The organism is Enterococcus sp. AMC1623, from assembly GCF_058216495.1.
Map to the genome: position 1 here is coordinate 2,957,823 of NZ_CM177096.1, position 22,729 is coordinate 2,980,551.

Consider the following 22,729-nt stretch of genomic DNA (forward strand, 5'->3'; position numbering starts at 1 on the left):
GATCAGATGAATAAAATTCTAATGCTAGTATTTTGCGTAGTGCTGGTAGTTAATATTGTAGAGATGGTCTTAGTCCTTAGTGGGTGGATGTATCCCACAAAATTTGACACTTTTATGGTTTACGGTTGGGCAAATTTGGGTATTGCCTACTTTATCATCAATTTATATGACAAACAAAAAGATAAATAAAAAAGCCGGATTCCTCCAGCAGTGATAAATATCAGACAAAATTTATTATACCACAGGGGGACGCACAATGATGTTACTAAAAGAGGTTAATTTTTATCAAACGCGCAAAAATGCAAGAAATGTACTAAAGCATTACAGACGGTTAGAGCGGATAGCAGGGCGTTCAGCAATCGACGTCCGCTCACCGATTATTACAGATATGCCAAAAGGTGATAGATACGGGAATAGTGCTGAGGATGCTATTTTACAGCGTATGGATGCCGAGGCAGAGCGTGATGCAATAGTCGCTGCGTTGATGGCGTTAAAGCTGACAAGTAGGCAAATACTCTATTACTCATTTTGTACGACAGAGCATTTTTCTAATATAGGCATATCAAGTGAGATTGGTTATTCTGTGCGACAGATCGAGCGTATGAAATCAGAAGCGCTAATTGAGTTTGCTGAGGCATATCGTAGAGGTAAATTAATCAGTTATAGATAAAAATGGCGGTTTTGTGGCGGAAATTTGGCGGTTTTGTGGCGGTTTTTGCCTCAAATGCCGTGTTATTATGATATTGTCAAAAAATAAAGAGCAAGGGAGGAAGTCCCTCATCTTATTTTTGTGACACGTGGAATAGCTTTCTTCTTATTTTATAGAGTGGTAGGCAACTACCTCTCTATAATTATTTTGTTTAAGGACCATTAGCTCAGCAGGTTAGAGCAGTGAACTCATAATCCAAAGGTCGCAAGTTCAAGTCTTGCATGGTCCATTAGTACTTCATAAATTGCTTAGAAGCTGTGGAAGGCCTAGGCAAGCAACTGCATATTGTGTATAAACAAGTGTTGCGATGCAGCGTGATACTTATCAGGGCTACTACATTTCGTGGTAGTCCTATTTTTTACATATTTTTTAGGTGGTGCAGAGTATTGGAAATTAAATTGATGGCATTAGCAGACTTAAAACCTGCAGATTATAACCCGAGGGTAGAGTTATTACCTGGTATGCAGGAGTATGAGAAACTCAAGCAATCCATTTCGGAGTTTGGTTTCGTTGATCCACCGATTTTTAACAAACGTACTGGAAATTTAGTTGGCGGTCATCAGCGTGTGGCTGTAGCTAAGGATTTAGGACTTTTTGAAGAGATAGAAGTATCTGTTGTAGATTTATCACTTGAAAAGGAAAAGTTCTTAAACATAGCTTTAAATAAGATTTCAGGGAAGTGGGATGAAGAGAAACTGACTTCCATTCTTCAAGAATTGGACGAAGAGGAAATTCAACTAACTGGTTTTTCTGCTGAAGAGACTGAAAATTTATTCGCAGATTTGGGAGAATCATTAGATGTTGAATATGATTTGCCGGAAGATGACTATGAGATTGATTTGGATAAGGAACCAATTGCTAAAGTTGGCCAAGTCTATCAATTAGGTAAACATAGAATTATGTGCGGTGATAGTACGAATGCAATTCACCTGAAAAAGTTAGTTGGTGATAGAAAAATTAAATGTCTCTTTACTTCGCCACCATATAACATGGGGTCAGATTTGTATAACTCCTATACCGATGATTTAGAGAGTAAAAAGTATATCAATTTTAATCTTGAGGTCGTTAATTTATGGAAGCAGTATTTACAAGGCTACCTCTTTTGGAATATCAGTTATAACAAAAATACACGATGGGAATTTATAGAAATTATTCATAAAATTGTGAAAGAAACAGGACTGCGATTTATGGAGTTGATTGTGTGGGATAAAGGTCATGCATTACCGATTGTATCTAAAGACATGCTAACAAGGCAGTATGAGGATATTTTAATGGTAGGTGATGATGCATCAATATCACATGATATGGAGTTGTATTATTTAGGTAGCACAGAAGAGCGTGGTTACTTTAATAAACAGAAAGGCAAGGGCATTTCTAATTATTGGAGAATACCAACTGGAAATACTCAACTGGATGACCATAAAGCCTGTTTTCCTGTTAATTTACCTAAACAAGCAATACAGTTAACTACTAATAAAGGGGATGTAGTAGCAGATTGTTTCGGAGGTAGCGGAACAACGTTGATTGCTTGCGAACATTTGGATAGAGAGTGCCTAACTATGGAGATGGATCCGCATTATGTCGATGTCATTATTAATAGATGGGAAACGATGACTGGTAACAAAGCAGTATTGATTGAAGAATAAAAAAAGAAGCCGAGTGCGTGAACACTCGACTCTTTCAACAAGGCAATAAGCCCGAAGACACAGAAGCTAGCACGCGTGCGTTTAGACAAGTTCTGTGTCTTTTAGCATTATAACGTAATGCGAGGTTTATTGGAATGGAAAATCAAGACTTAGAACTAGAATATTTAATTAAAAAGGCTCAAGAGGAGCAAGAATCAATAGACGAGTACAAGAAAATTATTCGTGTAGCGCTCGGAAAATGGTTGAAAAACCTCCAGACTGGAGTAATTAAATTAGAGTCAGTAAATGACTTGAAAGTTTTGATTGAAGCAGACTTGATGTTAAAAGAAATTGAAAAATAAGAAAACAAAACTCAATTAATAAAGTATTGCGAGGTGGTGTTTCATGTCAGATGGATAAAAAAGAACAAGCCAAACAGATGTATGAAGATGGTTGGAAGTACAAGGATATTTCCGAAAAACTATCTGTTCCACTCAATACGTTAAAATCGTGGCGTAAAAGATTCGGTTGGGAACGTGGGGGTGCAACTAAAGGGGTGCAACCTTCTAACAGGGGTGCACCCCAAGGAAATAAGAATGCAGTAGGTAACAAAGGCAACAGCCGTGCTTCCCCACCGCAGGGCAATAAGAACGCCTTGAAAACAGGAGAGTTTGAGACAATCTTTGCTGACTTGTTATCAGATGAAGAAAAGGAGATTTATTCAGTGATGAGTGATGATCCTTTTTTTGTTTTATCTGAGGAAATTCGTCTATTGAAAGTTCGCCAATTCAGAATGATGAAACGGGTCAAGGAAGCAGAAAAAGGATTGAATCAAGAAGAAGTTGAACGATTACAGCAGTTGAGAAATGTTAAAGAACCTACTGTAATTGACGATAGAGTAGTGCAGATTAAACGAGAAGTCCTTAAAGATGTGCAAATAACTCGTAAAACCTTCCGCAAAATTGACGACATATTAAATATTGAGAATGCTTTGACCAGGGTTAGCACTCAATTGACAAAGGCTATCAAACAACTGAATGAATTGTCGTTAGCTGGGCATAGAGCCGAGTTGATGCAAGCTCAAATAGCTAAAATCAATTCATCGATGGATAATGGAGGAATGGGTGATATTGAACCACCAGTGTTTATTGATGATATTTCGGGTGATTTAGATGACTAAATTATCCAAATATATTCCTAAAGCATTCAACAATACTTGGCGAGCATCGTTAAATTCTAATATTTTGCATATTGTAGAAAAAGGTGGGCGTGGTTCTGGTAAGTCTTCGGTTATTTCACATATAATCATTCAGCTTATCATGAGGTTTCCTGTAAATGCTGTAGCTATTCGTTTTGTCGATAACACAATAGAGTTATCGGTATTTGAACAATTGAAATGGGCAATAGAAGAGCAAGGAGTAGGTGTCTATTTTAAAATCAATAAATCACCTATGCGGATAACTTATAAACCACGTGGCAACTATATTACTTTTCGTGGCGCACAAAACCCTGAACGAATTAAATCATTAAAAGATAGCCGGTTCCCATTCGCTATTGCATGGATTGAGGAAGAAGGCGAATTTAAAACAGAAGATTCAGTCAAGACTATTACCAACTCACTGTTACGTGGAGAGTTAGGCGATGGTCTTTTTTATAAGGTCTTTCATTCTTATAATCCACCAAAACGAAAGCAAGCGTGGGTGAATAAAAAGTATGAAACGTCCTTTCAACCAGAAAATACATTTGTTCATCATTCTACCTATAAAGACAATCCTTTCATCGCTAAAGCCTTTATTGATGAGGTAGAAGCGACTAGGGAAACAAACCCACGGAGGGCAGAATGGGAGTATGATGGCAAAGCTATAGGCTCTGGTGTTGTTCCTTTTGACAATTTGCATGTTATCAAAGGTTTTATCACTGATGATATGGTTGCTGGTTTTGACAATATTCGCCAAGGTCTTGACTACGGTTATGCAACTGATCCGTTAGCATTTGTCCGGTGGCATTATGACAAAAAAAGAAACTGTATTTATGCAATAGATGAATTGTATGAGGTCAAGCTTAGTAACAGGAAAGCTGCTCAATGGATTAAATCCAAAAAGTACGATTATCAAGATATTTATGCAGAGGTTGAACCTAAGTCAAATGCAGAAATGAGAGATGAACACGACATAAAGCGCCTTTATCAAGTGAAAAAAGGTCCCGACAGCGTGGAATATGGTGAGAAATGGCTTGATGATTTAGATGCTATCTACATAGACCCATTGCGAACACCATTTATTGCACGAGAATTTGAAAATATAGATTATCAAACGGATAAGGACGGAAACCCTAAGCCGCGTTTAGAAGATAAAGATAACCACTGCTTAACAGGAGATACGATAGTTCACACGTTAAAAGGCGATATTCCAATAAAAGATTTAGTTGGTTCGCAAGGCGAAGTATACGCTTATGATTTTGTAAAAAATAAACGAACCGTATTGCTGTTTAACGAGGTGAGAATGACTAGAGAAAAAGCTGAAATCTATGAATTACAATTAGAAGATGGTTCGGTTATAAAAGCGACTAAAGACCATCTAGTTTTAACATGTAAAGGGTGGAAATCTTTAGGGAGAATTACAGAAGAAGACTATATTATCAATGTTTTTAATTGACTCTACACGATACTATTTGATATAATAAAGTATAATATTAAATAGGAGCGGTGAACATGAATGAAAAAGTGCAGTATTTTGATGGTAAGCATTTTACGAGAGATGACAAAACAGGGTATTATCTAAATTCAACCATAAGGGAACGCATGCACAGATATGTATGGAAGTTTTATAATGGGGAAATACCTAAAGGATATGAAATACATCATATCGACGAAAATAAAAGTAATAACAATATAGAAAATTTGATGATATTGTCCGTTTCCGAACACAAAACAGAGCATATGAGTCATAGCAAAAAGTTGGGTGCAAAAAATGTAGAAAGTGGACATTTAGAAAACATAAGAGAGTTGACTAAAGAGTGGCATAAGTCACAAGAAGGAAAAGAATGGCACATGAAACATTACGAAAGAACAAAAGATAAATTGCATGAAATGGCTGTTTTTAATTGTGAGAGTTGCGGAAAAGATTTTGAAGCAGAAAAGACAGGAAATAACAGATTTTGTTCTAACAAATGTAAAAGTGCTTGGAGAAGAAAAAGTGGAGTTGATGATATTGAAAAAGAATGCCCAGTTTGCGGAAGAATATTCAAAGTTAACAGATATTCAAAAACTAGGAGTTGCTCAAGACAGTGTGGCGCAATTCTCAGGAAAGAAAGTAAAAGTAGTTAGCGTAAGGCAATCAGGGATAGAAGATGTTTATAATATGGAAGTAGCGAACCACCATAACTTTGCGGTTAATGGTGGTTTTATTGTTCACAATTGCATCGATGCCACACGCTACGCCTTTAGTGAGGATATGGAAAAAGGTAATAAACTTGGCTCAATTGATATTGGAGACCTTGGATTCAGATAGGAGTGAAAGAATGCTTACATTCGAGGAAGCAAAAAAATTATATGAAAGTCATGTGATGAACCGTAGACCACGCTTGAAGAAGTTAATGCGGTACTACAAAGGGGAACATGATATTTTAAATCGAAAAAACCGTAAAGGGAAAAAGGATGCCAAAGTAGTTCATGGCTATCCTCGCTATATCAGTACAGTTGTTACTGGTTACACTGGTTCGGTCAACTACTCTAAATTAGAAGAACACGAAAAATTAAAAGCTATCTTTGATTATAATAGTGAGTCTTCAGTAAATAGTGACCACCTACTATTCATGTCAATCTTTGGCGAGTCGTTCGAAATTATATGGCTTGATGAAAGTGGCCAACTTTGCTTCGAAGCGCTTGACCCTCAATCTGTGATGGTTATTACGGATGGTAAGTTGCGTGAGAGTGTTACAGATGCGATTGTCTTTGATGAAGACGACAAAAAAGGGAATAAATACAAGGTTACTATGACGTGTTACGATGACACTCATCGCGTAGTATATTCCTACATTCGTGATGAAAATGCTTATAAACAGGAAAAGCCGGAAATCATGACTGAAACGTTTGAAATTGAAGAAGAGCAAACTCCGCATAAGATTGGTCGTTGCCCAGTGATTCAAATTAAAAATAACCGTTGGAACTTAGGGGATTTTGAACCAATTATTTCCGAAGTTGATGCATACAATCTGTCCGTCTCTAATAGTGTTAATGACTTAACGGATAATACGGATGCAATGATGGTGTTTAAAAACATGATGTCTACATCCCGAAAAGATATACGAGAAGCTAAAGAAGCAGGCGGATTTAAAGTAGGAGAAAACGGAGACATCTATTGGCTTGTCAAAAATGTGAACGATGGTTATTCCGAAAATATTAAGAACCGGTTGAGTTCTGATATTCACAAATTTTCTTTCGTTCCCGATATGTCGGATGAACAGTTCGCCGGTAATGCTTCTGGTGTAGCAATACGATACAAGTTACTACCTTTAGAGCAGCTAAGATTGGAAAAGGTCAAGTGGATGCGTAAGGCGTTATTTACTCGTTTACAAATGATTAGTGAGTATCTTGATGCCTACGAAAAAACATTTGATCCATTAGAAATTGGTATTACATTTAAAGCTAACTTACCTCAAAACGTTCAAGAAATTGCTGAATTTGTCAAGAATCTTTCTGGTATCACATCTAAAGCGACTATGCTTACTCAATTAGGACCTGAAATCGTTCCAGACGTTCAAGTGGAACTAGAAACAATCGAAGCTGAAAAAGAGGATGCGAAAGAAAATAGCTTCATCCCTGCTCAAATTAGGAGGGATGTGAATAGCGATGGCGAACGATCCGACTTATTGGCAAGTGAGACTACAGAATCCTCTGTATCAAGCTTACAACGAGAATGAATACGCCACACGTGAGTGGTTAAATGTCTATGAACAGGCAAAAAAAGAGATTGAAGCAGAATTATTTGACGCTTATCGGAAAATCAACGTTGAGAAACCTTTGATTTCTGATTTTTATCGTTACAATCATTTGCAAAAAATTGAGAAACAGATTGAAGAATCTATCATACAGTTGGGTGTTCGTGAGGAAGACTTTACAACTAATGTGTTAAAGCATGCTACTGATTTAGGTACTAAGGTTGTTAATAATGTTCTTGATGCGCCTATTCTTAACAAACGTGCGATTGATAATGTTATTAAATACCCATGGCATGGTGCTAATTATTCTGACAGGATTTGGAATAATAAAGCCGAATTAATTGCTAGTATGAAGTCAGAATTAACAAATGGAATCATACAAGGTAAGTCTATTTATCAAGTAGCAGGCGCGATGGAAGAACGTCTGAACGTTGGTAAGAATAAAATGCAAAGGCTTGTTCGTACTGAATACATGCACGCACTTAACCAAGGGCAAATTGAATCTTACAAAGCAGCTGGTTATACAAAATTACGTTGGTCTGCAACTATGGACAGTCGCACAAGCAAAATGTGTCGTGAAAGAAACGGTAAAGAGTATCCTATTGACCAATTACCTGATATTCCAGCGCATCCTAATTGCCGTTGTACGTTTATCCCTGTAATTGATGATGATTTTATCGAAGCACGTGCCCAGATGTTGCAGGAAGCTAAAAGGGGATTAGAAATTCAAGAAGAACCCTTAGAAGGTATTGAATACAACGATTCTCTTTCTAAGACTAATATGAAAGAAAAGGTCGGTAAAGAAAATTATGATAATTTCATTACCCATTTAAGTGGGATTGATAACGAGAGAGTAAAAGAAATGTTTAATTATTTAGGTGATAAATTACAGTTTAAGCCGATAGCGAATATTCATCCTTATGCACAAGGAAACATTATTCAATTGGACCCTAAATCATTTGACGGAAATTTGTCTAGAAATCCGATGAAAACTGTGTATCATGAAGCAGGTCACGCATTCGACTCTCTAGGTATTGAATTATTAACTGGTAAAAACGGTTTTGCAATTGGTAAAAAGAAAGTCAAAGTATTAAGGAAAACGGTAGAAGTGGATGATAACATTTATCATGCTTCGGCTCTTCCTAAATATAAATTAAGAGAAAGTTTTAATCGAGATTTATGGCGTGCTATTAATGGACCTGATTTGCCAATGTTTAAAGATTTAGGGCCTAAACCTCGGAAAAAAATCGAGAAACAAGAGTGGGAAGCGAAAGAATATGAAATTTACAAAGTTCATCAAGAAAACGCAAGGAATTTTCAATCTGAATATAGAAAGAAATTTAAAGAAAATCCGAGTGTATATAGCGCTTTATCTGACATTATGGAATCCACAGGATGGTTTTACGGAACTTTAGGAGCAGGTCATGGTAGTAGTTATTGGAAAAAAACTGGTATGGCAGAGACTGAATTTTTTGCTCACGCTACGGAGTTGGTCTCGAATAAAGAAGCTGAAAAAGTCATGCGTGAAATATTTCCAACGGGTATAGGCGTTTGGGAACAACTTGTAGATGATATTTTGGAAAGGGTGAAATAGATGTTTTTTTGGGAAGAAGGATCTGAAAAAATTATTGATGATGCTATCGAAAAATACGAAGAACATTTTGATGAAACTTTTCCTCTGTATGAGTACATTGATATGACTAAAGATAAGGATTATGATTTTTCATTGGAAGGTTCCAAGCGATTTTCGGAATTTATCGACAAGCGTATTGCTGATAATAAGCCTGTTGTTATTCCTGAAGGATACGAAGAACGTTTATATTAGCACTTACCACAAGTTGGGAGTGCTATTTTTTGTACCCAAAATTAAGGAGTTGAAGTTTCATGTCTAAAATCACCGTAAATCAAGAGGGGATTTGTTTGTTTTCTGACAATGAAATCGTTCGCCGAGCACTATTGGCTAAATGTGGCCAATTAGAACGCCTTTTAAAACGTCCGCTGTCAGAAAATGAGCGAAAAGCCATTCAAGATGAGTATGAACGTACCTTTGCATTAACCGAAAAATATGGGGGTGACCATCATGGGAAACACAAAAAACCGCGATGATGCTGAGACTGTATTTAGAAGCTTTTTCATTGGATTGGATAAAGCTTACCAACAAGGAATCATTCAAAAAATGCAAAAGAAACCACCAGACCCTAGTAAAAATTCGCATGATTATCAATGTGAAGCATGGGAGAAGGGCAAAGAGGTTCATTTAGATGAGGGAAAATAAAAAATACGAGTGGGAAGATTGGCCTGAAAGCGGCCGTTGCGACAGGGTAGAACATTATTTTTATAAAGATTGTCCTTTTTGTGATGAACGTGGACTTAGACGCACTATTGAAAGTGAACGGAAACCGACGTTATTAGACAAAATAAAAAGATGTTTCACAGTTATACGTTAAATAGACTGTCTATTTTAAAAAAATAGGCTTTTTTTAATTTTGAAAGGGGAAAAAGTTATGGAATTAATCGTATTTACAAATAATGGCCAAACATATCATTTTAAAGGTGTGGAAAATTTCCGTCCAACAACTACAGGATTTAGTTTTGATTATGTGGGCGTTGCAACTGGCGTGAAGCGTGCAGCAATGTTTAACAATACGTCAACTGCAGGTTATGCACTGACGAAATCTGAGGAGGGATAAAATGGGAGAGCAAGAATTTGTCAAATTAGCTAAAGAACAATTGGTCAAGGCATACAACGAACGTAAAGGAACATTTGCTAGATTTATTACCGAAGATGACTTATACGTTGTTTGGTTAACTAAAGTGCTACAAAATAACAAAGCAATGATTTCTACTAATATTAGTGGAGATGGTCTTTATTTTGAAGTTACCTATAATGGTGATAAAAAACAACTCTACCTTGATGTATATAAGAAACAGGAAAATATTTGCATTGAAGGTGTTTAGTTATGATCGTGAAAAAGTATGTATTTGGTAGCAAATCTTTCAACAATTTCAAAGAATTGAAAGATTTTTGTAATTCCTTATCAGACGAAGAATTAGAAATAAAGATAGAAAGTGAAGTTACTGGAGGAGAATTATATTTTACAAAAACTCTCGATGAAACAGTAGTTCAATTTTATTAAATGATAATCAAATAAATTTTTTGAAGTCTAACAATCGTTAGGCTTTTTTATTTTATCTAAATGACCAGGCATGGATGTCTATAAAAGCTATGGGAACGAGCAGGCATGTATTCTCGTTAAAAGGTATGGGAGGAGAAACAAAAATGAAATACAAGAAGTTTTTTATGCCAATGAAGTTGCAGAAGCAGAAGTTTTTTATGCCAATGAAGTTGCAAATGTTCGCAGAATCCCCTAAACCAGAAGATTCTAAGCAAGAAGAAAATTTAGGTGGGGATGATAAGCCACCTAAAGAGACCTCTAAAGATGAACCAAAGCCAGAAAGTAAAAAGTATTCTGATGCAGATGTGGACCGAATTCTTAATGAACGATTTGCTCGTTGGCAGTCGGAACAGGAAGAAAAAGACCGTGTAGCTAAGTTGTCAGCCGAAGAAAAAGAGAAGGAACGAATTGCTAAATTAGAAGAACTAGAACGAGCTGTTGCTCAACGTGATGCAGTTGATAAAGCTAGAAAAGCGTTATTGCAAGCTAAACTACCTTCTGATTTTGCTGATTTTGTATTTGATTCACAAGAAGATGTTGCTCAGGAAAAAATGGAGAACTTCACAAAGATTTTGGCTTCTTATCGTGAGTCAATTGTTAAAGAAGTTTTGAAAGATAAAACGCCAGATAAACCAAAAACGAAAGAAAATAAAACGGACGATTGGCGTGCAGCGTTAAGAAATAATCTTAAAAAAATGAAAGAAAACGGAGATGATTAATTATGCCAGTAGTATTAAATAGTAAAGATGTTCAAAAAATTGATAAAGAGTTTGCTGCGGAATCTCAAGTATGGGAATTATTAAAAGGTGGTGCATCAGACATCACTGAAGAAGATTTTGTTGGAACAAAAGAAGTTCGTGTCAACAAAATGAAAGGATTTACTGCTAGAGATTATGTACGTGGTGGAGAAAACAGTCGTACAGCAATCACAGTTGAAAAAGAAGCTGTAAAATTAGAGTATGAAGATTGGATGGGTTACGATTTAGACGAATTAGATCAATTAGAAAACCCTGCATATGAAGTTGAAACAGTTGTATCTGAACACCGCCGTTTAGTAACGATTCCTCGTAAAGATAAAGTAGCAGTTAAACGTTTAATTGAAACTGCTTTTGCTGCTGCAACCGCAGATGGCTATCAAGGTAAGACTGTGAAAGAAACAATTACAAAAGCAAATGTTTTGTCTTCTTATGACGATGCAGAATCTTATATGACTGATGAAGAAATCGTTGGACCATTCATTATGTTTGTTTCTAGTGAGTATTATAAAGCATTGAAGAATTCAGACGGTGTTTCTAAATCATTCACAGTAAATGAAGTTCAAATCGCTGGTATTAATCGTAAAGTAGAACAATTGGATGGAATGGAAGCTGTGATTAAAAAAGTCTCTAAAGACCGCTTGCAACAACTTACAGACAAACATGTTAACTATATCTTGGTTCCTTTGCGTGTAGCAGCTCCAATTGATCGCGTTAATAAAGTAGATATGATTCCAGCCTCTCAAGATGCTGAAGGCTACCGCGATAAATTAAAAGGGTTGGACTATTTCGATTTAATCGTGTTAGAAAAAGCACGTCCAGCCATTTATGTATCTTATTCAGATGTCGTTCCAGGAGCCTAAGAAGGAGGAAGTTAATTATGTCTAAAGAATATAAAGTATTAACTCAATTTCGTGATTTACAAGATAAAGAACGAATTTACAATGTAGATGATATTTACGAAGGCGCTCAAACAGCAGAGCGCCTTGCTGAATTATCTACTACAAACAATAAAATTGGGAAAGTATTAATCGAAGAAGTCAAAAATGTTGTTCAAGGTAATTCAGATGATTCTGGATTGCCTGATAGCGATGCACCCGAAAATACTGAAAATGATGGTTCACCAGATTCAAGCGATACATCAGAAGCTTCTAGTGAAGCAGACAGCGAGTTTCCGAAACACAGTGGTGGCGGTTACTATGAACTTTCCAATGGAGAAAAAGTTAGAGGGCAAGAAGCAGCTGTAGAAGCCGAAAAAGCGTTACACGATGAAAAAGTAGGTGACTAGTTATGTCACGTTCAATTATTGACCGTGTGAAAACACGCCTAGAAGATTCCGATGTTACCGTCACTGAATCTTTATTACAAGATTTAATTGAACAAGCAACGGATGAAGTTTTAGGAGAAACCCAACAATCTGAATTAAACCCAGCTCTTGAACGGGTAGTAGCAAGTTCTGTGGCAATCAAAGTAAATAGACTTGGTACAGAAGGACTTGCTTCTGAAGGGTATTCTGGTGTGTCTACGAGTTATCTTGACGGTCTGCCTGCCGACTTGATGTCAATCATTTATGCGAACTCTCGTCTTGGTTCATGGGGTGATGATGATGCCTAATCCACGTAGAAAGCGCCAATCGTTTGAGTTGTGGGAGAATCAACCAATTAAACAACCTTCTGGATCACTAAAAGATACTTGGGTGAAGTTGGACGCTCCGATTAAAGTTAGTCTATATGACCAAAGCGCACAGAATCAGCTAACCGTTGGCTCGTCAGGCGCTCGAATTAAGAAGTACGACTATTTGGGTTTAACAACTGATAAAACGCTTGTAGCTGGTAAACATCAGCTTAGAAATAGTTTGTTGAAATTATCCGTAAAAGGAGTAAACAATGAAGGGCGGTTGGCACAACTGTTCTTGGAGGTGTTAGCTAATGGCGGATGATTTTGAAAAAGGAGTAGACGCTGCTGTTCTAAAGTATCTTCAAATTATTGCGGAAAACATGCAAATAACAACCGATGTTATAGCTAATACAGCGAAAGAAAAAGTAGGTGTTGATACTGGTTCTTTGAAAGCTGATATTAAAACGGGCGTAGAAATTGATGGTGTCGAGGTGAAGGGTACTGTAGGCAATACTTTAGAGCATGCAGTTTTTCATCATCAAGGAACAGGAATTTATGCTACTGATGGTGACGGCAGAAAGACTCCGTGGGGATATAAAGACCCGAAGACAGGCGAAGAAATATGGACAAAAGGTTCTAAACCTAATCCTTATTTACAAGATGCCGTTGACGAAGAACAAAGTAAAATTAGTAAATTGCTAGGCGGTGGTTAGATGATAAAAGGTTATCAAGTTAAACAGAGGATTGAACAACAACATCCTGAATTAAGTAATGCCGTTTATCCAGGATTTACGACTAAAATTGATAGCATTTCTATCATCTATAACATAACTAATTCAACAGGTGGTGTTGTTGGCCAAGATAGATTAGAAATTAGAATTATCGATGCAGACTATGACACCGCCGAAGAATACAAGCAAAAAATTATTAATTTATTCAGCACAGAAAAGAAAAACACAGCTGTCGTCTTGCCGACAATCAGTTTCACTGGTTCATTGGCAGGCGGTGGTTTTTTATTTCGCGATGATTTACAAATGTGGGAACTAACCGCAATTTTTATTTTAAATACAAAGGAGAGAGATTAAATGGCAGATGAAATTATTTTAGGTGCTGGTGAATTGTATTTACAAGAATTTACAGGTACTACAATTCCAGAACATGCTGTTATTGAAACGCCAGCTAATAATGTTGGCCACACACAAGGCGGAGCAAGCTTTGAATACAAACCAACGCCATACGATGTAGAAAATTCTTACGGTAAAATCGTAAAGCGTGTGGTGACAAAGGAAGAATGTACCTTTAAGTCGGGAATTTTAACATGGCATTTAGACAAAATTAAGTTACTAACTACCGCTAAGTTGGTTAAAGATAGCACTAAAAACATTAATAAATTAACTTTTGGTGGTAATAATCCGTTAAAAAATATTTTAGTTCGTTTTGTTCATGTTAAAGACAATGGCAAGAAAATTCGTTTAACCATGATTGGTAATGCAGGTAATGGATTTACAATGGCCTTTACGGGTGATAAGGAAACAGTTGTAGACGCTGAAATCCAAGCATTTGAATACATTAAAAATTTCTTGGCAGAAATTGAAGAAGAACTTGTAGCAGGGGCTTAATGTCCTTGCTTTTTTCTTTATAAATAAAAAACAGATTAGGAGAATATACAATGGCACAAATTTTAGATTTACAAGCTTATAACGAATTATCAATTCCAATTAAATGGGTGGATGGTTCGCTGGTTAAAGTCAATCAACCGACACTTAAAATCATGAAAAAAGTTACAGCAGTTGATGAGTCAGATATCGACGCAATGGAAGTTGCTGTATTGGATATCTTAAACAACAATTCAAGTGCTCGTAAATTTACTAAAAAAGATACTGAAATTCTTAACATCAAACAATTTATGTCTATCGTGGAAGCAGTTGTTTACTTTAAAGAAGAAGTAGATCAAGACCCAAACTAATGATTCCCGTACCCGATGGAGTGGTCGGGGAACTTATGATAGAAAAGTATTTTGAAATTGAACCTTGGCAAAAAGAGGTTAACACGAATCAAACCGCAACAATGAAAGCCATGTCTGATTACACAGGCGTGGATTTTTTGCGTTTAGATGATTTACCTTATGCAGTTTATATGCTGTATCGTCATGACGCTTGGGTGGCCAATATGAGTCAATCAGAAGAAGGGCGCGAGTTTATTAAAGCATGCGCACGTCTTCAAAAAACTACAGCTGATAGTGACGCAATTCGTAGGTTCAACGAAGAAAGGGGGAGGTAAACTTGCCAGCAATTGCAGGACTGAAATTACCATCCTTATCTGTTGCCATCATAGCAGATTTAAACCCCTTCAAAAAATCAATGGCTGAAGTCAAAAGAGAAGGACGTACTGTTAAGGATTCTGTAGGAAAAGAGTTCCGCGATTTAACAGGCGACGCAACAAAAGAGTCCATGAAAGTTGCTTCAAATTTCAAGAAATCAATGGGCGATGTCAAAAAAGAAGGTAAATCTGCAACGGAAGAAGTTGAAAAAGGCTTTAAAGAATTACCTGAAGAAGCTGAGAAATCAGGCAATAGAATTGGTTCAGTCTTTAAAACTGCAGCTGGAGTCTTAGCTGGTGCTTTTGCAGTCGACAAGATTATTGATTTTGGAAAGTTGAGTGTTGCCTCTGCAGCAGAAGCTCAAGCAATGGAAGCACAATTTGAACAAGTATTTGGTGATGTGCAAGATGATGCGCAATCTTCTATTGACAAAATGGCTGAAGATTTTGGTATGTTACCAAATCGTATCAAACCTAATTTCGCACAGATTACGTCTATGTTTAAAGGTCTTGGCATGACCACAGAAGAAGCCATGCAACAAGCAGAAAAAGCAACAACCTTATCAGCGGATGCTGCTGCTTTTTACGATAAATCAATGGAAGACTCTCAAGGGTCGTTAACTTCATTTATCAAAGGAAACTACGAAGGTGGGGAATCCATCGGGCTATTTGCTAATGATACTCAAATGGCAGCATTTGCTATCAAAAATAATTTGATAGAAGCAACAGCTGAACAGGAAGCACATGCAGAAAAATCATCTTTAGCAATTGAAAAAGCTCAAGGGGCTTATTCAAAAGCTGTAGAAAAATTTGGTGCAGATAGTATCGAAGCTCGTAGCGCCCAAGAAAAAGTTAATTCTGCAATGGAAAAGGCTGCGGATGGTCCTAATCTTACTAAAAAATGGCAAGACATGGGCGAAGCTGAAAAACAAGTTATTCGTTTGAAGTTCGCAGAAGAAATGCAGAAACAAGCTGGCGCAACAGGACAAGCAGCTCGTGAAAGTGACTCGCTTGAAAACCAAATGGGAAATATGAGACAAGCTTGGACTGATTTTTCTGCTATTGTTGGAAAACCAATTTGGCCAATTGTAACTGGCGCAATTCAAAAGATGTCTGGAGGATTGCAAAAAGCTGGAGATTGGGTTAAATATTTACAAGCCAATTGGGACCAATTGAAAACGCCACTAACGATTGGCGCTATTATGGTTGGTTCCTTAGCGACAGCTGTCGGTTTATATGCATGGCAAGTATCGTTGGCTTCAAAAGGTACAACAATTTGGAGCGCTATTGCAGGAATTGGTACAACTATTACTAGTGCGTTAGGTACTGCATTTGCATTTTTAACGTCACCAATAACATTAGTTGTGGTGGCTGTCGGTCTTTTAATAGCAGCGTTTGTACTGGCATATCAGAAAATAGAACCATTTCGCAACTTTATAAATGGCTTGCTTGAAGATATAAAGAAATTCGCACAGAAAATTTATAATGAGTACATCAAACCAGCTCTTGATTCGGTTGTAAAAGCATTTCAACAAGCTTTTTCTGCTATTAAAAAGTTTTGGGATGAAAATGGTGCATCGATTGTTCAAGCCTTCAGGAATTTTTTCCGTATTATTTGGACGTTGATACAACCAGCCTTAAAGATGTGGTCGGGTGTCTTTAGTTCCACGTTTAAAACGGTAGTTGGTTTAGTACAAGTTTCCTGGAAAACTATGCAGGGCGTTTTTTCTGGTGCTTTTAAAATTATTGGTGGTCTAATTAAAATCTTTTCAGGTGTCTTTACTGGCGACATGAAAAAAGTCATGTCGGGGGTTAAAGATATTTTTCGTGGCGGTTGGGAAGTCATTGCTTCTGGCATTGAAGGATTTTCAAATGCAGCTTTAAAGATGATAACTGGACTCGGAAACGGTATGAAAAACGGAATCTTAGGGGCTGTTAATGGCGTCATTGGCGTTATTAATAAAGTCATTGAGTTTTTCGGCGGTGAAGGTTTAGGAACGATTAAACTAGCCGATTTTGAAGCTCCTACAATTAAATTACCGCGCTTTGAAAGAGGTTCTGGTGGTTTACCACAAGATACATTAGGTGTAGTCAATGACCAACGTGGATCAACATATAAAGAAATGATTATTGAACCAAACGGAAATGCTTTTATCCCTCAAGGTAGAAACGTAGTGTTGCCAATGAAAAAGGGTACACAAATATTACCGGCAGGAATGACAAAAGATATGCTTCCGCACTTTGAAAAAGGTTGGTTCAGCAAATCAGTTGGAAATGTTGTTGATTTTGCGAAAAAAGGTTGGAGTAAAGTTAAAGAATTTTCTGGTGATGTTTGGGATTATGTTTCCGATCCTGGAGAGTTAGTTAAAACTTTATTTGGCAAGATGGTTAAGCTTGATGGATTGGGCGGTAAAATGCTTGATGTAGGCGGAGATGTTGTTGGTTATCTTGGAGACCAAGCTGTTGATTGGGTACAAGGGTTATTTGATTCACATGCTTCTGATTTTGGTGATGGCAGTTTTTACGGTGATGATAGTAAGAGTGGTAACGGTGTTTATCAATATCTGATGAATATTGCTAATGGTTTTATCCAACGATACAAACAATATGGTCTGTATTTATCATCAGGATTACGTTTTACAGATGCTTTTGACCATAGTAAGGGATTGGCTGTCGATTTAGCTATTCCTGGTGTTAACAATGGCTCACCTATTTACCAAAAAATAGCAAATGAAGCAATAAACATGGATGGTGTGAAATACGTTATTACTAACGGTATGTGGCGCCACAAAGGTCAATCGTGGGTAACATGGCCAGACGGCGACCATTATGACCACGTTCATATTTCGGGTAACAAACCAAGTGGACCTAAGTACCAAGCAGGTGGTAGTGGAAAAGTTGGCGGTAGTTGGTTGTCAACGATTTACAAAGCAGCTGCGCAAATGGGACAAAGAGTATCACCTGCTGAAGCAACTGGTATTTTAGCGCAGATTCAACGCGAGTCAGGAGGAAATGAAAAAATCATTCAATCCTCGGCTGTATGGGATGAGAATATGGCTGCAGGTAATCCAGCACGTGGGTTATTACAATATATTCCTCAGACATTCCGTTCTTATGCTGTAAAAGGATATGAGAACATCATGAATGGTTATCATCAATTGCTCGCCTTTTTCAACAATTCAAATTGGCGTAGAGATTTACCGTATGGTCAATCTGGTTGGGGTCCAAGCGGTTACAGAATCAATGGATCACACAAAGATGGACTAGCTTATGTCCCATTTGATGGTTACAACGCAATTCTTCACAAGGGAGAGCGTGTATTGACCGCAGAAGAAAATCGAGCGTATGGTGGCGAATCTGGACAACTATCAGAGCTAATCGAATTAATGAAAATTCTTATTATGCAAGAAAAGAGTATAACTATGGAAGCAAATAATCGTGAAATTGCACGTGGCACTTGGAAATATGTAGATGAATTTGTTAATGCAAACAACACACGAAACCGCAGATTAGAGGGAGGCGTTTAAAATGAATAGTATTTCGATGAAAATAGATGGATTTGATTTTAGCCCATACATGGTAATCAATAAATTAAACAGACCCCTCTATGACGTGGAAAACAAGACTATTTCTAGTGATAGATACGATGGTGTGAAAATAACTTCTACGAAGCGAAAAGAAAAAACAATTTCTGTTGAAGCTACGTTATTGTCCGATCAAGAAAATGTTTATATGTCTGTATTGGAGATTGAGGAATTAATCAAATCAAAATTAGATGATAAACAAAATAAAGAAATTATTTTTTCCGACCAACCGGATCGCTACTTTTTAGGTCGATTAGACAGCACGGCGACTGTTGACTATATCACAGAAGGGCTAGGGACTTTGAATCTTTCTTTCAAGGTTCCTAGTGGTTTTTCTAGGTCTATAAATACAAATAAATTCTTGTTTTTAGATGGAACAAGCACTGTTTTAAATGCCGGTAGGTTAGAAACACCTTTAGATATAAATATTGAATTTACTTCTGATGCAAATTCAATAGGGATTGTCAGTGCGGATGATGTAGTTCAATTAGGTACATCATATTCAGAAGATGATGAGAATTTCATTCCGTCTAATAAAGTGTTAGACAATGGTATGGGGAGTAGCTCTGGATGGCAGGCAAATGCTGGTAGAATACGATGGCGTTATGATTCTGGGGACAATACTTCTAAAATAATGGGCGGTTTAACATGGAAAGCAGCCGATTCTATGGTAGTTCCTTCGGGATATGGTTCGATTGATAGTTCTAAACCTGGTTACTGGCATGGACCAACTATTTCAAGATTATTAACAACTTCATTACAAGACTTTGAAGTTATGCATCGTTTGAATTTTAAACCTACTGGCACAGCCAAGCAGAAACCGACATGTCAAGGACTTGTTGAAATCAATTATATGGATGCTGATAGTAATTTCGTTCTAGGTTTTGAAATGAAAGATAATAACAACACTGTCGATGAAGTAAAATATAGTTTTTTCATTGGAAATAATCGTATGTTTGAAGGAGTTTTACCTAAAAGTGTTATGAAAGATAGAGGTGGTTTTTTCGGTTCTATCCAAATGACGAAAGTTGGTAATAAATTTACATTCAAAATTGCTCGATTGGTTAATGAAAAAAATAAGTGGCGCGAAACGTGGTCAAATACTAAAACGTGGTATAACGAAGCGGTAGCTATGCTATCAGCAAGTTCTATCCAAATGTTCTTGTCTCAATGGAAAGCAGAACGTGCTATGGACATCCAAATTACGCATAGTCGCATAACTAAACTTAATACGCAGGTAGAATCACTTATCCCTAAAACATTTTATTCAGGGGATACTTTATTTGTTGATGGTGAAACTAATCGTGTCTACATTAATGGTATTCGTGATGACAGCTACCGTGTAATTGGTAGTAGTCAATTTCTAGAAGCTCCAAAAGGCGAATCGGAATATAGTGTTATTTGCGATGGGACGTTTACTGGTTACTTAGAAATGAGGGAAAGATACTAATGATTTATCATATTTTAGATAGGCAGTTTAATGCTCTTACTATGATTGATACTAGCGCAACTGATGGAATTGTTGTTCAAAACGATGTTCATTCAGTTGGACTGAAAAACGGAACATTACTTAATACGTTGTCGATGGACGTGTTAAAAAATACAGGTCCAAAAGTTAATGATTATGATCCGAATAGTCCATACGAGACTTCTTTGATAAAAGAAGGATGTTATATTGTGTTTCAAGATGATAATTCAAACAATGTGTGTTTAAGTATCCAAGATATTAGAGGGGAAGATGAGACTGTTCGTCCTATCGTTGGAGAAGACTTGGGTATGGAATTACTTTCGGGGTCAGCTGCTCAATTTGAAAGTAAAAAAGCACAGTTGATTGATTACTATATTAATCGTGAAATCTATGATACAGGATGGATAATTGGTAAAAATGACCTACCTAAAGATTTAAAACGTTTGGTTGATACTTCTTCCGAAGAAACTCCGCTTGCTAGACTGCAAAAAATTTGTGAAGCTTTTGATTGTGAGATGACATTTACAGTAGAGTTTCAAAATTTAAAAGTAGTCAAAAAGATGCTTAACATTTATCAGAAAATCGGTACTGATAAAACTAATAAACTGCTATATTCTGGTGTAGATGTTATTACTATGCGAAAATCGGTAAGTATTAATAATGTTATTACAGCCATTGAAGATACAAATCAAGGATTCAACGATTTAGGGATAGGTGATGGACGTTTTTTCACAAGGGCAGGAGAATCTATCATCTACGACCGCGAAGCTAATGCGTTATATGGTCGTGGGAATACTTCAAAGGAACGTTTTAGTGGTTGGATTACTGGGAGGTATCCTAGTTCTAACACTGCGCAAATTGATAATTATAATGAACTACTAAAGGTTTTAAAAGAGAGAAGTCAACCAACTTTCTCTGCTGAAGTAGATATGTTGTTTAATGACGGTGATTTCGCTATAGGTGATTGGCTAACTTTTGTAGATGAAGATTACAATCCTCCGCTAAGATTAAAAGCTCGTGTTTTGAACAAAGACATTCACCGTAGCTCGCCATCAGAAAATAAAGCAGAAATTGGTAATTATCAATTATTGCAAAGTTTAATCAGTAGTGATTTATTAGCTAAACAGAAGCAAATGCAAAAAGATGGCGAGTATCGTGCAACTGTCACTTTGACCCAAGAAGGAACGACTATCAAAGGCGAAGTGAACGTCTTTAAAGATGGTGAACCATTCACTAGGAAAATACTAGACAGTGACTATATTTGGGAAAAAATTGACAAAGATGGCAATGTCTTAGATTGGTCAAGAACAGGCGCGAAATTTACGGATGATTTAAACAGCGTGAATGGAATTGCGCAGTACCGTTGCAAAATACTTGTTTTGGATAATCGATTTGTTCAAGCGAGTTACTTTTTAAATGGTATCCAAGAACTAGCTAGAAAAACCATACAACTGCAGTCAGCGGATACTGTGACAAGCATCCATATTTCGGACACACATTATGCGACGGATTCAATCGCTCGGGATGATTTGGAAAATTACGGTCGAAGTAATAACCATATCAAAAACGTAGCTGAGTTTACGAATCTAGTTGATGTTGATTATGTTGTTTTAAACGGCGATGTGCACGATGGTTCAACTGCTAATAAAGATATAGCAGTCAGCAATTACAAAGAAGCTATCAGCACGTTGGGGCTAGCTAACTGTCCGTATTTTGTAACTTGGGGAAATCATTGTAATAATTCTTGGGGGGATAACGTTACAAGTTCAATCCCGAAAACTGTTAATAATTATTTACCTCGTGAACCTATGACCAGCTTACATGGAAAAATGGCACAGGTAATCAGAAATCAAGAAATGTATGAAATAGCTACACGGCCATCTACTGTTTTTGGTATTAAAGAAAATCCTGATGACAAATTAGGCTACTATTATTATGATGTTCCGCAAAAAAAACAACGGGTCATTATTCTAAATACTCAAGATATTCCTGCAGTATTGGATACTGATGGACACGCAAAATACATTGATATTAACGTATCCGGTTATCGTCAAAAACAAATTATATGGTTATACCAAACGTTAAAAAATACACCTTCAGACGTTACTGTATGCATCTATCAACATTATCCATTTGGAAAAAGATATAGCACTAATCATGCCTATTATCCATTCAACTTCGAAATGATTGACGGAATTATTAATAGCTTCGTCACCGGAGGAACATATAGTAGGACGTATAATTCTAATCCTGATTTTTCCGCAAGTGTGTCTTGTGACTTTCAAGGTCGCAAAGGCAAGCTTGCTTTTTTAGCTCACGGGCACACTCATAACGACAAAATAAGTCGAGATGAAAATGGTATTGTAAATTATTCAATTGGCTGTTCTGTTTCACGTCCAAAGAAAAATCAGGGCGATAGACCACTCGGAACATTGCAAGAAGATTTGTGGGACGTAGTTATTTTAAATACAAAGACAAGACGTGTTGACCTTTTGAGATTCGGCATAGGGTCTGACAGGTCGTTTTCTTATTAAGGAG

29 protein-coding genes and 1 tRNA gene are annotated in these 22,729 nt (G+C 36.9%); all 30 read left to right on the forward strand.

All coding sequences use genetic code 11. The features are described 5' to 3' along the window. Nucleotides 1-6: 6 nt before the first annotated feature. The 30 genes from AC4BC7_RS14515 to AC4BC7_RS14660 all read left to right on the forward strand — a co-directional run bounded on the left by AC4BC7_RS14515 (nt 7) and on the right by AC4BC7_RS14660 (nt 22,725). Complete coding sequence (locus AC4BC7_RS14515) at nt 7-189, forward strand: hypothetical protein (RefSeq protein WP_490503199.1); 183 nt, start codon at nt 7-9, stop codon at nt 187-189. A 67-nt stretch (nt 190-256) separates the two neighbouring features. Continuing rightward, entirely contained in the window at nt 257-670 is a 414-nt protein-coding gene (locus AC4BC7_RS14520) for an ArpU family phage packaging/lysis transcriptional regulator (protein ID WP_490503200.1), read from the forward strand. Between the two features lie 194 nt (nt 671-864). Beyond that, nucleotides 865-938, forward strand: a tRNA-Ile gene (locus AC4BC7_RS14525). Nucleotides 939-1,095: 157 nt separating this feature from the next. Beyond that, a complete protein-coding gene (locus AC4BC7_RS14530) occupies nt 1,096-2,355 on the forward strand; it encodes a site-specific DNA-methyltransferase (protein ID WP_490503201.1) in 1,260 nt (419 codons plus the stop codon). 134 nt (nt 2,356-2,489) lie between these two features. Next, nucleotides 2,490-2,696 carry a hypothetical protein gene (locus tag AC4BC7_RS14535; protein WP_490503202.1) on the forward strand — a complete coding sequence of 69 codons (207 nt, stop codon included), beginning with the start codon at nt 2,490-2,492 and terminating at the stop codon, nt 2,694-2,696. A gap of 50 nt (nt 2,697-2,746) precedes the next feature. Further along, the gene (gene terS, locus AC4BC7_RS14540) at nt 2,747-3,514 is read left to right on the forward strand and encodes a phage terminase small subunit (RefSeq protein ID WP_490503203.1); all 768 of its coding nucleotides are present in this window, start codon (nt 2,747-2,749) and stop codon (nt 3,512-3,514) included. Then, nucleotides 3,507-4,988 carry a PBSX family phage terminase large subunit gene (locus AC4BC7_RS14545; protein ID WP_490503204.1) on the forward strand — a complete coding sequence of 494 codons (1,482 nt, stop codon included), beginning with the start codon at nt 3,507-3,509 and terminating at the stop codon, nt 4,986-4,988. Before terS ends, AC4BC7_RS14545 begins: the two co-directional genes overlap by 8 nt. Before the next feature lie 56 nt (nt 4,989-5,044). Beyond that, nucleotides 5,045-5,659 (forward strand): HNH endonuclease, encoded by a 615-nt coding sequence (locus AC4BC7_RS14550; protein ID WP_490503205.1) that lies wholly within the window; start codon nt 5,045-5,047, stop codon nt 5,657-5,659. Between the two features lie 34 nt (nt 5,660-5,693). Then, nucleotides 5,694-5,843 carry a hypothetical protein gene (locus AC4BC7_RS14555; RefSeq protein ID WP_490503206.1) on the forward strand — a complete coding sequence of 50 codons (150 nt, stop codon included), beginning with the start codon at nt 5,694-5,696 and terminating at the stop codon, nt 5,841-5,843. Between the two features lie 10 nt (nt 5,844-5,853). Next, nucleotides 5,854-7,254 (forward strand): phage portal protein, encoded by a 1,401-nt coding sequence (locus tag AC4BC7_RS14560; protein ID WP_490503207.1) that lies wholly within the window; start codon nt 5,854-5,856, stop codon nt 7,252-7,254. Beyond that, nucleotides 7,184-8,866, forward strand: a complete 1,683-nt coding sequence (locus AC4BC7_RS14565) for a minor capsid protein (RefSeq protein ID WP_490503208.1) — start codon at nt 7,184-7,186, stop codon at nt 8,864-8,866. The genes AC4BC7_RS14560 and AC4BC7_RS14565 overlap by 71 nt, the downstream gene beginning before the upstream one ends. Further along, entirely contained in the window at nt 8,867-9,097 is a 231-nt protein-coding gene (locus AC4BC7_RS14570; RefSeq protein WP_490503209.1) for a hypothetical protein, read from the forward strand. A gap of 59 nt (nt 9,098-9,156) precedes the next feature. After that, nucleotides 9,157-9,378, forward strand: a complete 222-nt coding sequence (locus AC4BC7_RS14575; RefSeq protein WP_490503210.1) for a hypothetical protein — start codon at nt 9,157-9,159, stop codon at nt 9,376-9,378. Then, nucleotides 9,353-9,547, forward strand: a complete 195-nt coding sequence (locus tag AC4BC7_RS14580) for a hypothetical protein (protein WP_490503211.1) — start codon at nt 9,353-9,355, stop codon at nt 9,545-9,547. The genes AC4BC7_RS14575 and AC4BC7_RS14580 overlap by 26 nt, the downstream gene beginning before the upstream one ends. Nucleotides 9,548-9,776: 229 nt before the next feature. Next, nucleotides 9,777-9,962: a hypothetical protein gene (locus AC4BC7_RS14585; RefSeq protein ID WP_490503212.1), complete on the forward strand. Its 186-nt coding sequence runs from the start codon at nt 9,777-9,779 to the stop codon at nt 9,960-9,962. A gap of 1 nt (nt 9,963) precedes the next feature. Next, nucleotides 9,964-10,230, forward strand: a complete 267-nt coding sequence (locus AC4BC7_RS14590; RefSeq protein WP_490503213.1) for a DUF6275 family protein — start codon at nt 9,964-9,966, stop codon at nt 10,228-10,230. A 2-nt stretch (nt 10,231-10,232) separates the two neighbouring features. Further along, nucleotides 10,233-10,409, forward strand: a complete 177-nt coding sequence (locus AC4BC7_RS14595) for a hypothetical protein (protein WP_490503214.1) — start codon at nt 10,233-10,235, stop codon at nt 10,407-10,409. Nucleotides 10,410-10,552: 143 nt separating this feature from the next. Beyond that, on the forward strand, nt 10,553-11,167 hold the full coding sequence (locus AC4BC7_RS14600; RefSeq protein WP_490503215.1) for a DUF4355 domain-containing protein: 615 nt from the start codon (nt 10,553-10,555) through the stop codon (nt 11,165-11,167). Between the two features lie 2 nt (nt 11,168-11,169). After that, nucleotides 11,170-12,066 carry a capsid protein gene (locus AC4BC7_RS14605; RefSeq protein WP_490503216.1) on the forward strand — a complete coding sequence of 299 codons (897 nt, stop codon included), beginning with the start codon at nt 11,170-11,172 and terminating at the stop codon, nt 12,064-12,066. 17 nt (nt 12,067-12,083) lie between these two features. After that, nucleotides 12,084-12,491, forward strand: a complete 408-nt coding sequence (locus AC4BC7_RS14610) for a hypothetical protein (RefSeq protein ID WP_490503217.1) — start codon at nt 12,084-12,086, stop codon at nt 12,489-12,491. A 2-nt stretch (nt 12,492-12,493) separates the two neighbouring features. After that, a complete protein-coding gene (locus AC4BC7_RS14615) occupies nt 12,494-12,817 on the forward strand; it encodes a phage head-tail connector protein (protein WP_490503218.1) in 324 nt (107 codons plus the stop codon). After that, nucleotides 12,810-13,142, forward strand: a complete 333-nt coding sequence (locus AC4BC7_RS14620) for a hypothetical protein (protein WP_490503219.1) — start codon at nt 12,810-12,812, stop codon at nt 13,140-13,142. The genes AC4BC7_RS14615 and AC4BC7_RS14620 overlap by 8 nt, the downstream gene beginning before the upstream one ends. After that, a complete protein-coding gene (locus tag AC4BC7_RS14625) occupies nt 13,132-13,533 on the forward strand; it encodes an HK97 gp10 family phage protein (RefSeq protein WP_490503220.1) in 402 nt (133 codons plus the stop codon). Before AC4BC7_RS14620 ends, AC4BC7_RS14625 begins: the two co-directional genes overlap by 11 nt. Further along, nucleotides 13,534-13,905 carry a hypothetical protein gene (locus AC4BC7_RS14630; protein WP_490503221.1) on the forward strand — a complete coding sequence of 124 codons (372 nt, stop codon included), beginning with the start codon at nt 13,534-13,536 and terminating at the stop codon, nt 13,903-13,905. It abuts the gene before it with no gap. After that, nucleotides 13,906-14,439: a hypothetical protein gene (locus AC4BC7_RS14635; RefSeq protein ID WP_490503222.1), complete on the forward strand. Its 534-nt coding sequence runs from the start codon at nt 13,906-13,908 to the stop codon at nt 14,437-14,439. It begins immediately after the preceding gene. Between the two features lie 50 nt (nt 14,440-14,489). Continuing rightward, the gene (locus AC4BC7_RS14640; protein ID WP_490503223.1) at nt 14,490-14,786 is read left to right on the forward strand and encodes a hypothetical protein; all 297 of its coding nucleotides are present in this window, start codon (nt 14,490-14,492) and stop codon (nt 14,784-14,786) included. Nucleotides 14,787-14,821: 35 nt separating this feature from the next. After that, nucleotides 14,822-15,100, forward strand: a complete 279-nt coding sequence (locus AC4BC7_RS14645) for a hypothetical protein (protein WP_490503224.1) — start codon at nt 14,822-14,824, stop codon at nt 15,098-15,100. Between the two features lie 2 nt (nt 15,101-15,102). Then, nucleotides 15,103-18,666, forward strand: a complete 3,564-nt coding sequence (locus AC4BC7_RS14650) for a hypothetical protein (RefSeq protein WP_490503225.1) — start codon at nt 15,103-15,105, stop codon at nt 18,664-18,666. Between the two features lies 1 nt (nt 18,667). Next, nucleotides 18,668-20,173, forward strand: coding sequence for a distal tail protein Dit (locus tag AC4BC7_RS14655; protein WP_490503226.1), 1,506 nt, complete (start codon nt 18,668-18,670; stop codon nt 20,171-20,173). A 41-nt stretch (nt 20,174-20,214) separates the two neighbouring features. Then, on the forward strand, nt 20,215-22,725 hold the full coding sequence (locus AC4BC7_RS14660) for a phage tail spike protein (RefSeq protein ID WP_490503227.1): 2,511 nt from the start codon (nt 20,215-20,217) through the stop codon (nt 22,723-22,725). The last annotated feature ends 4 nt before the right edge of the window (nt 22,726-22,729 follow it).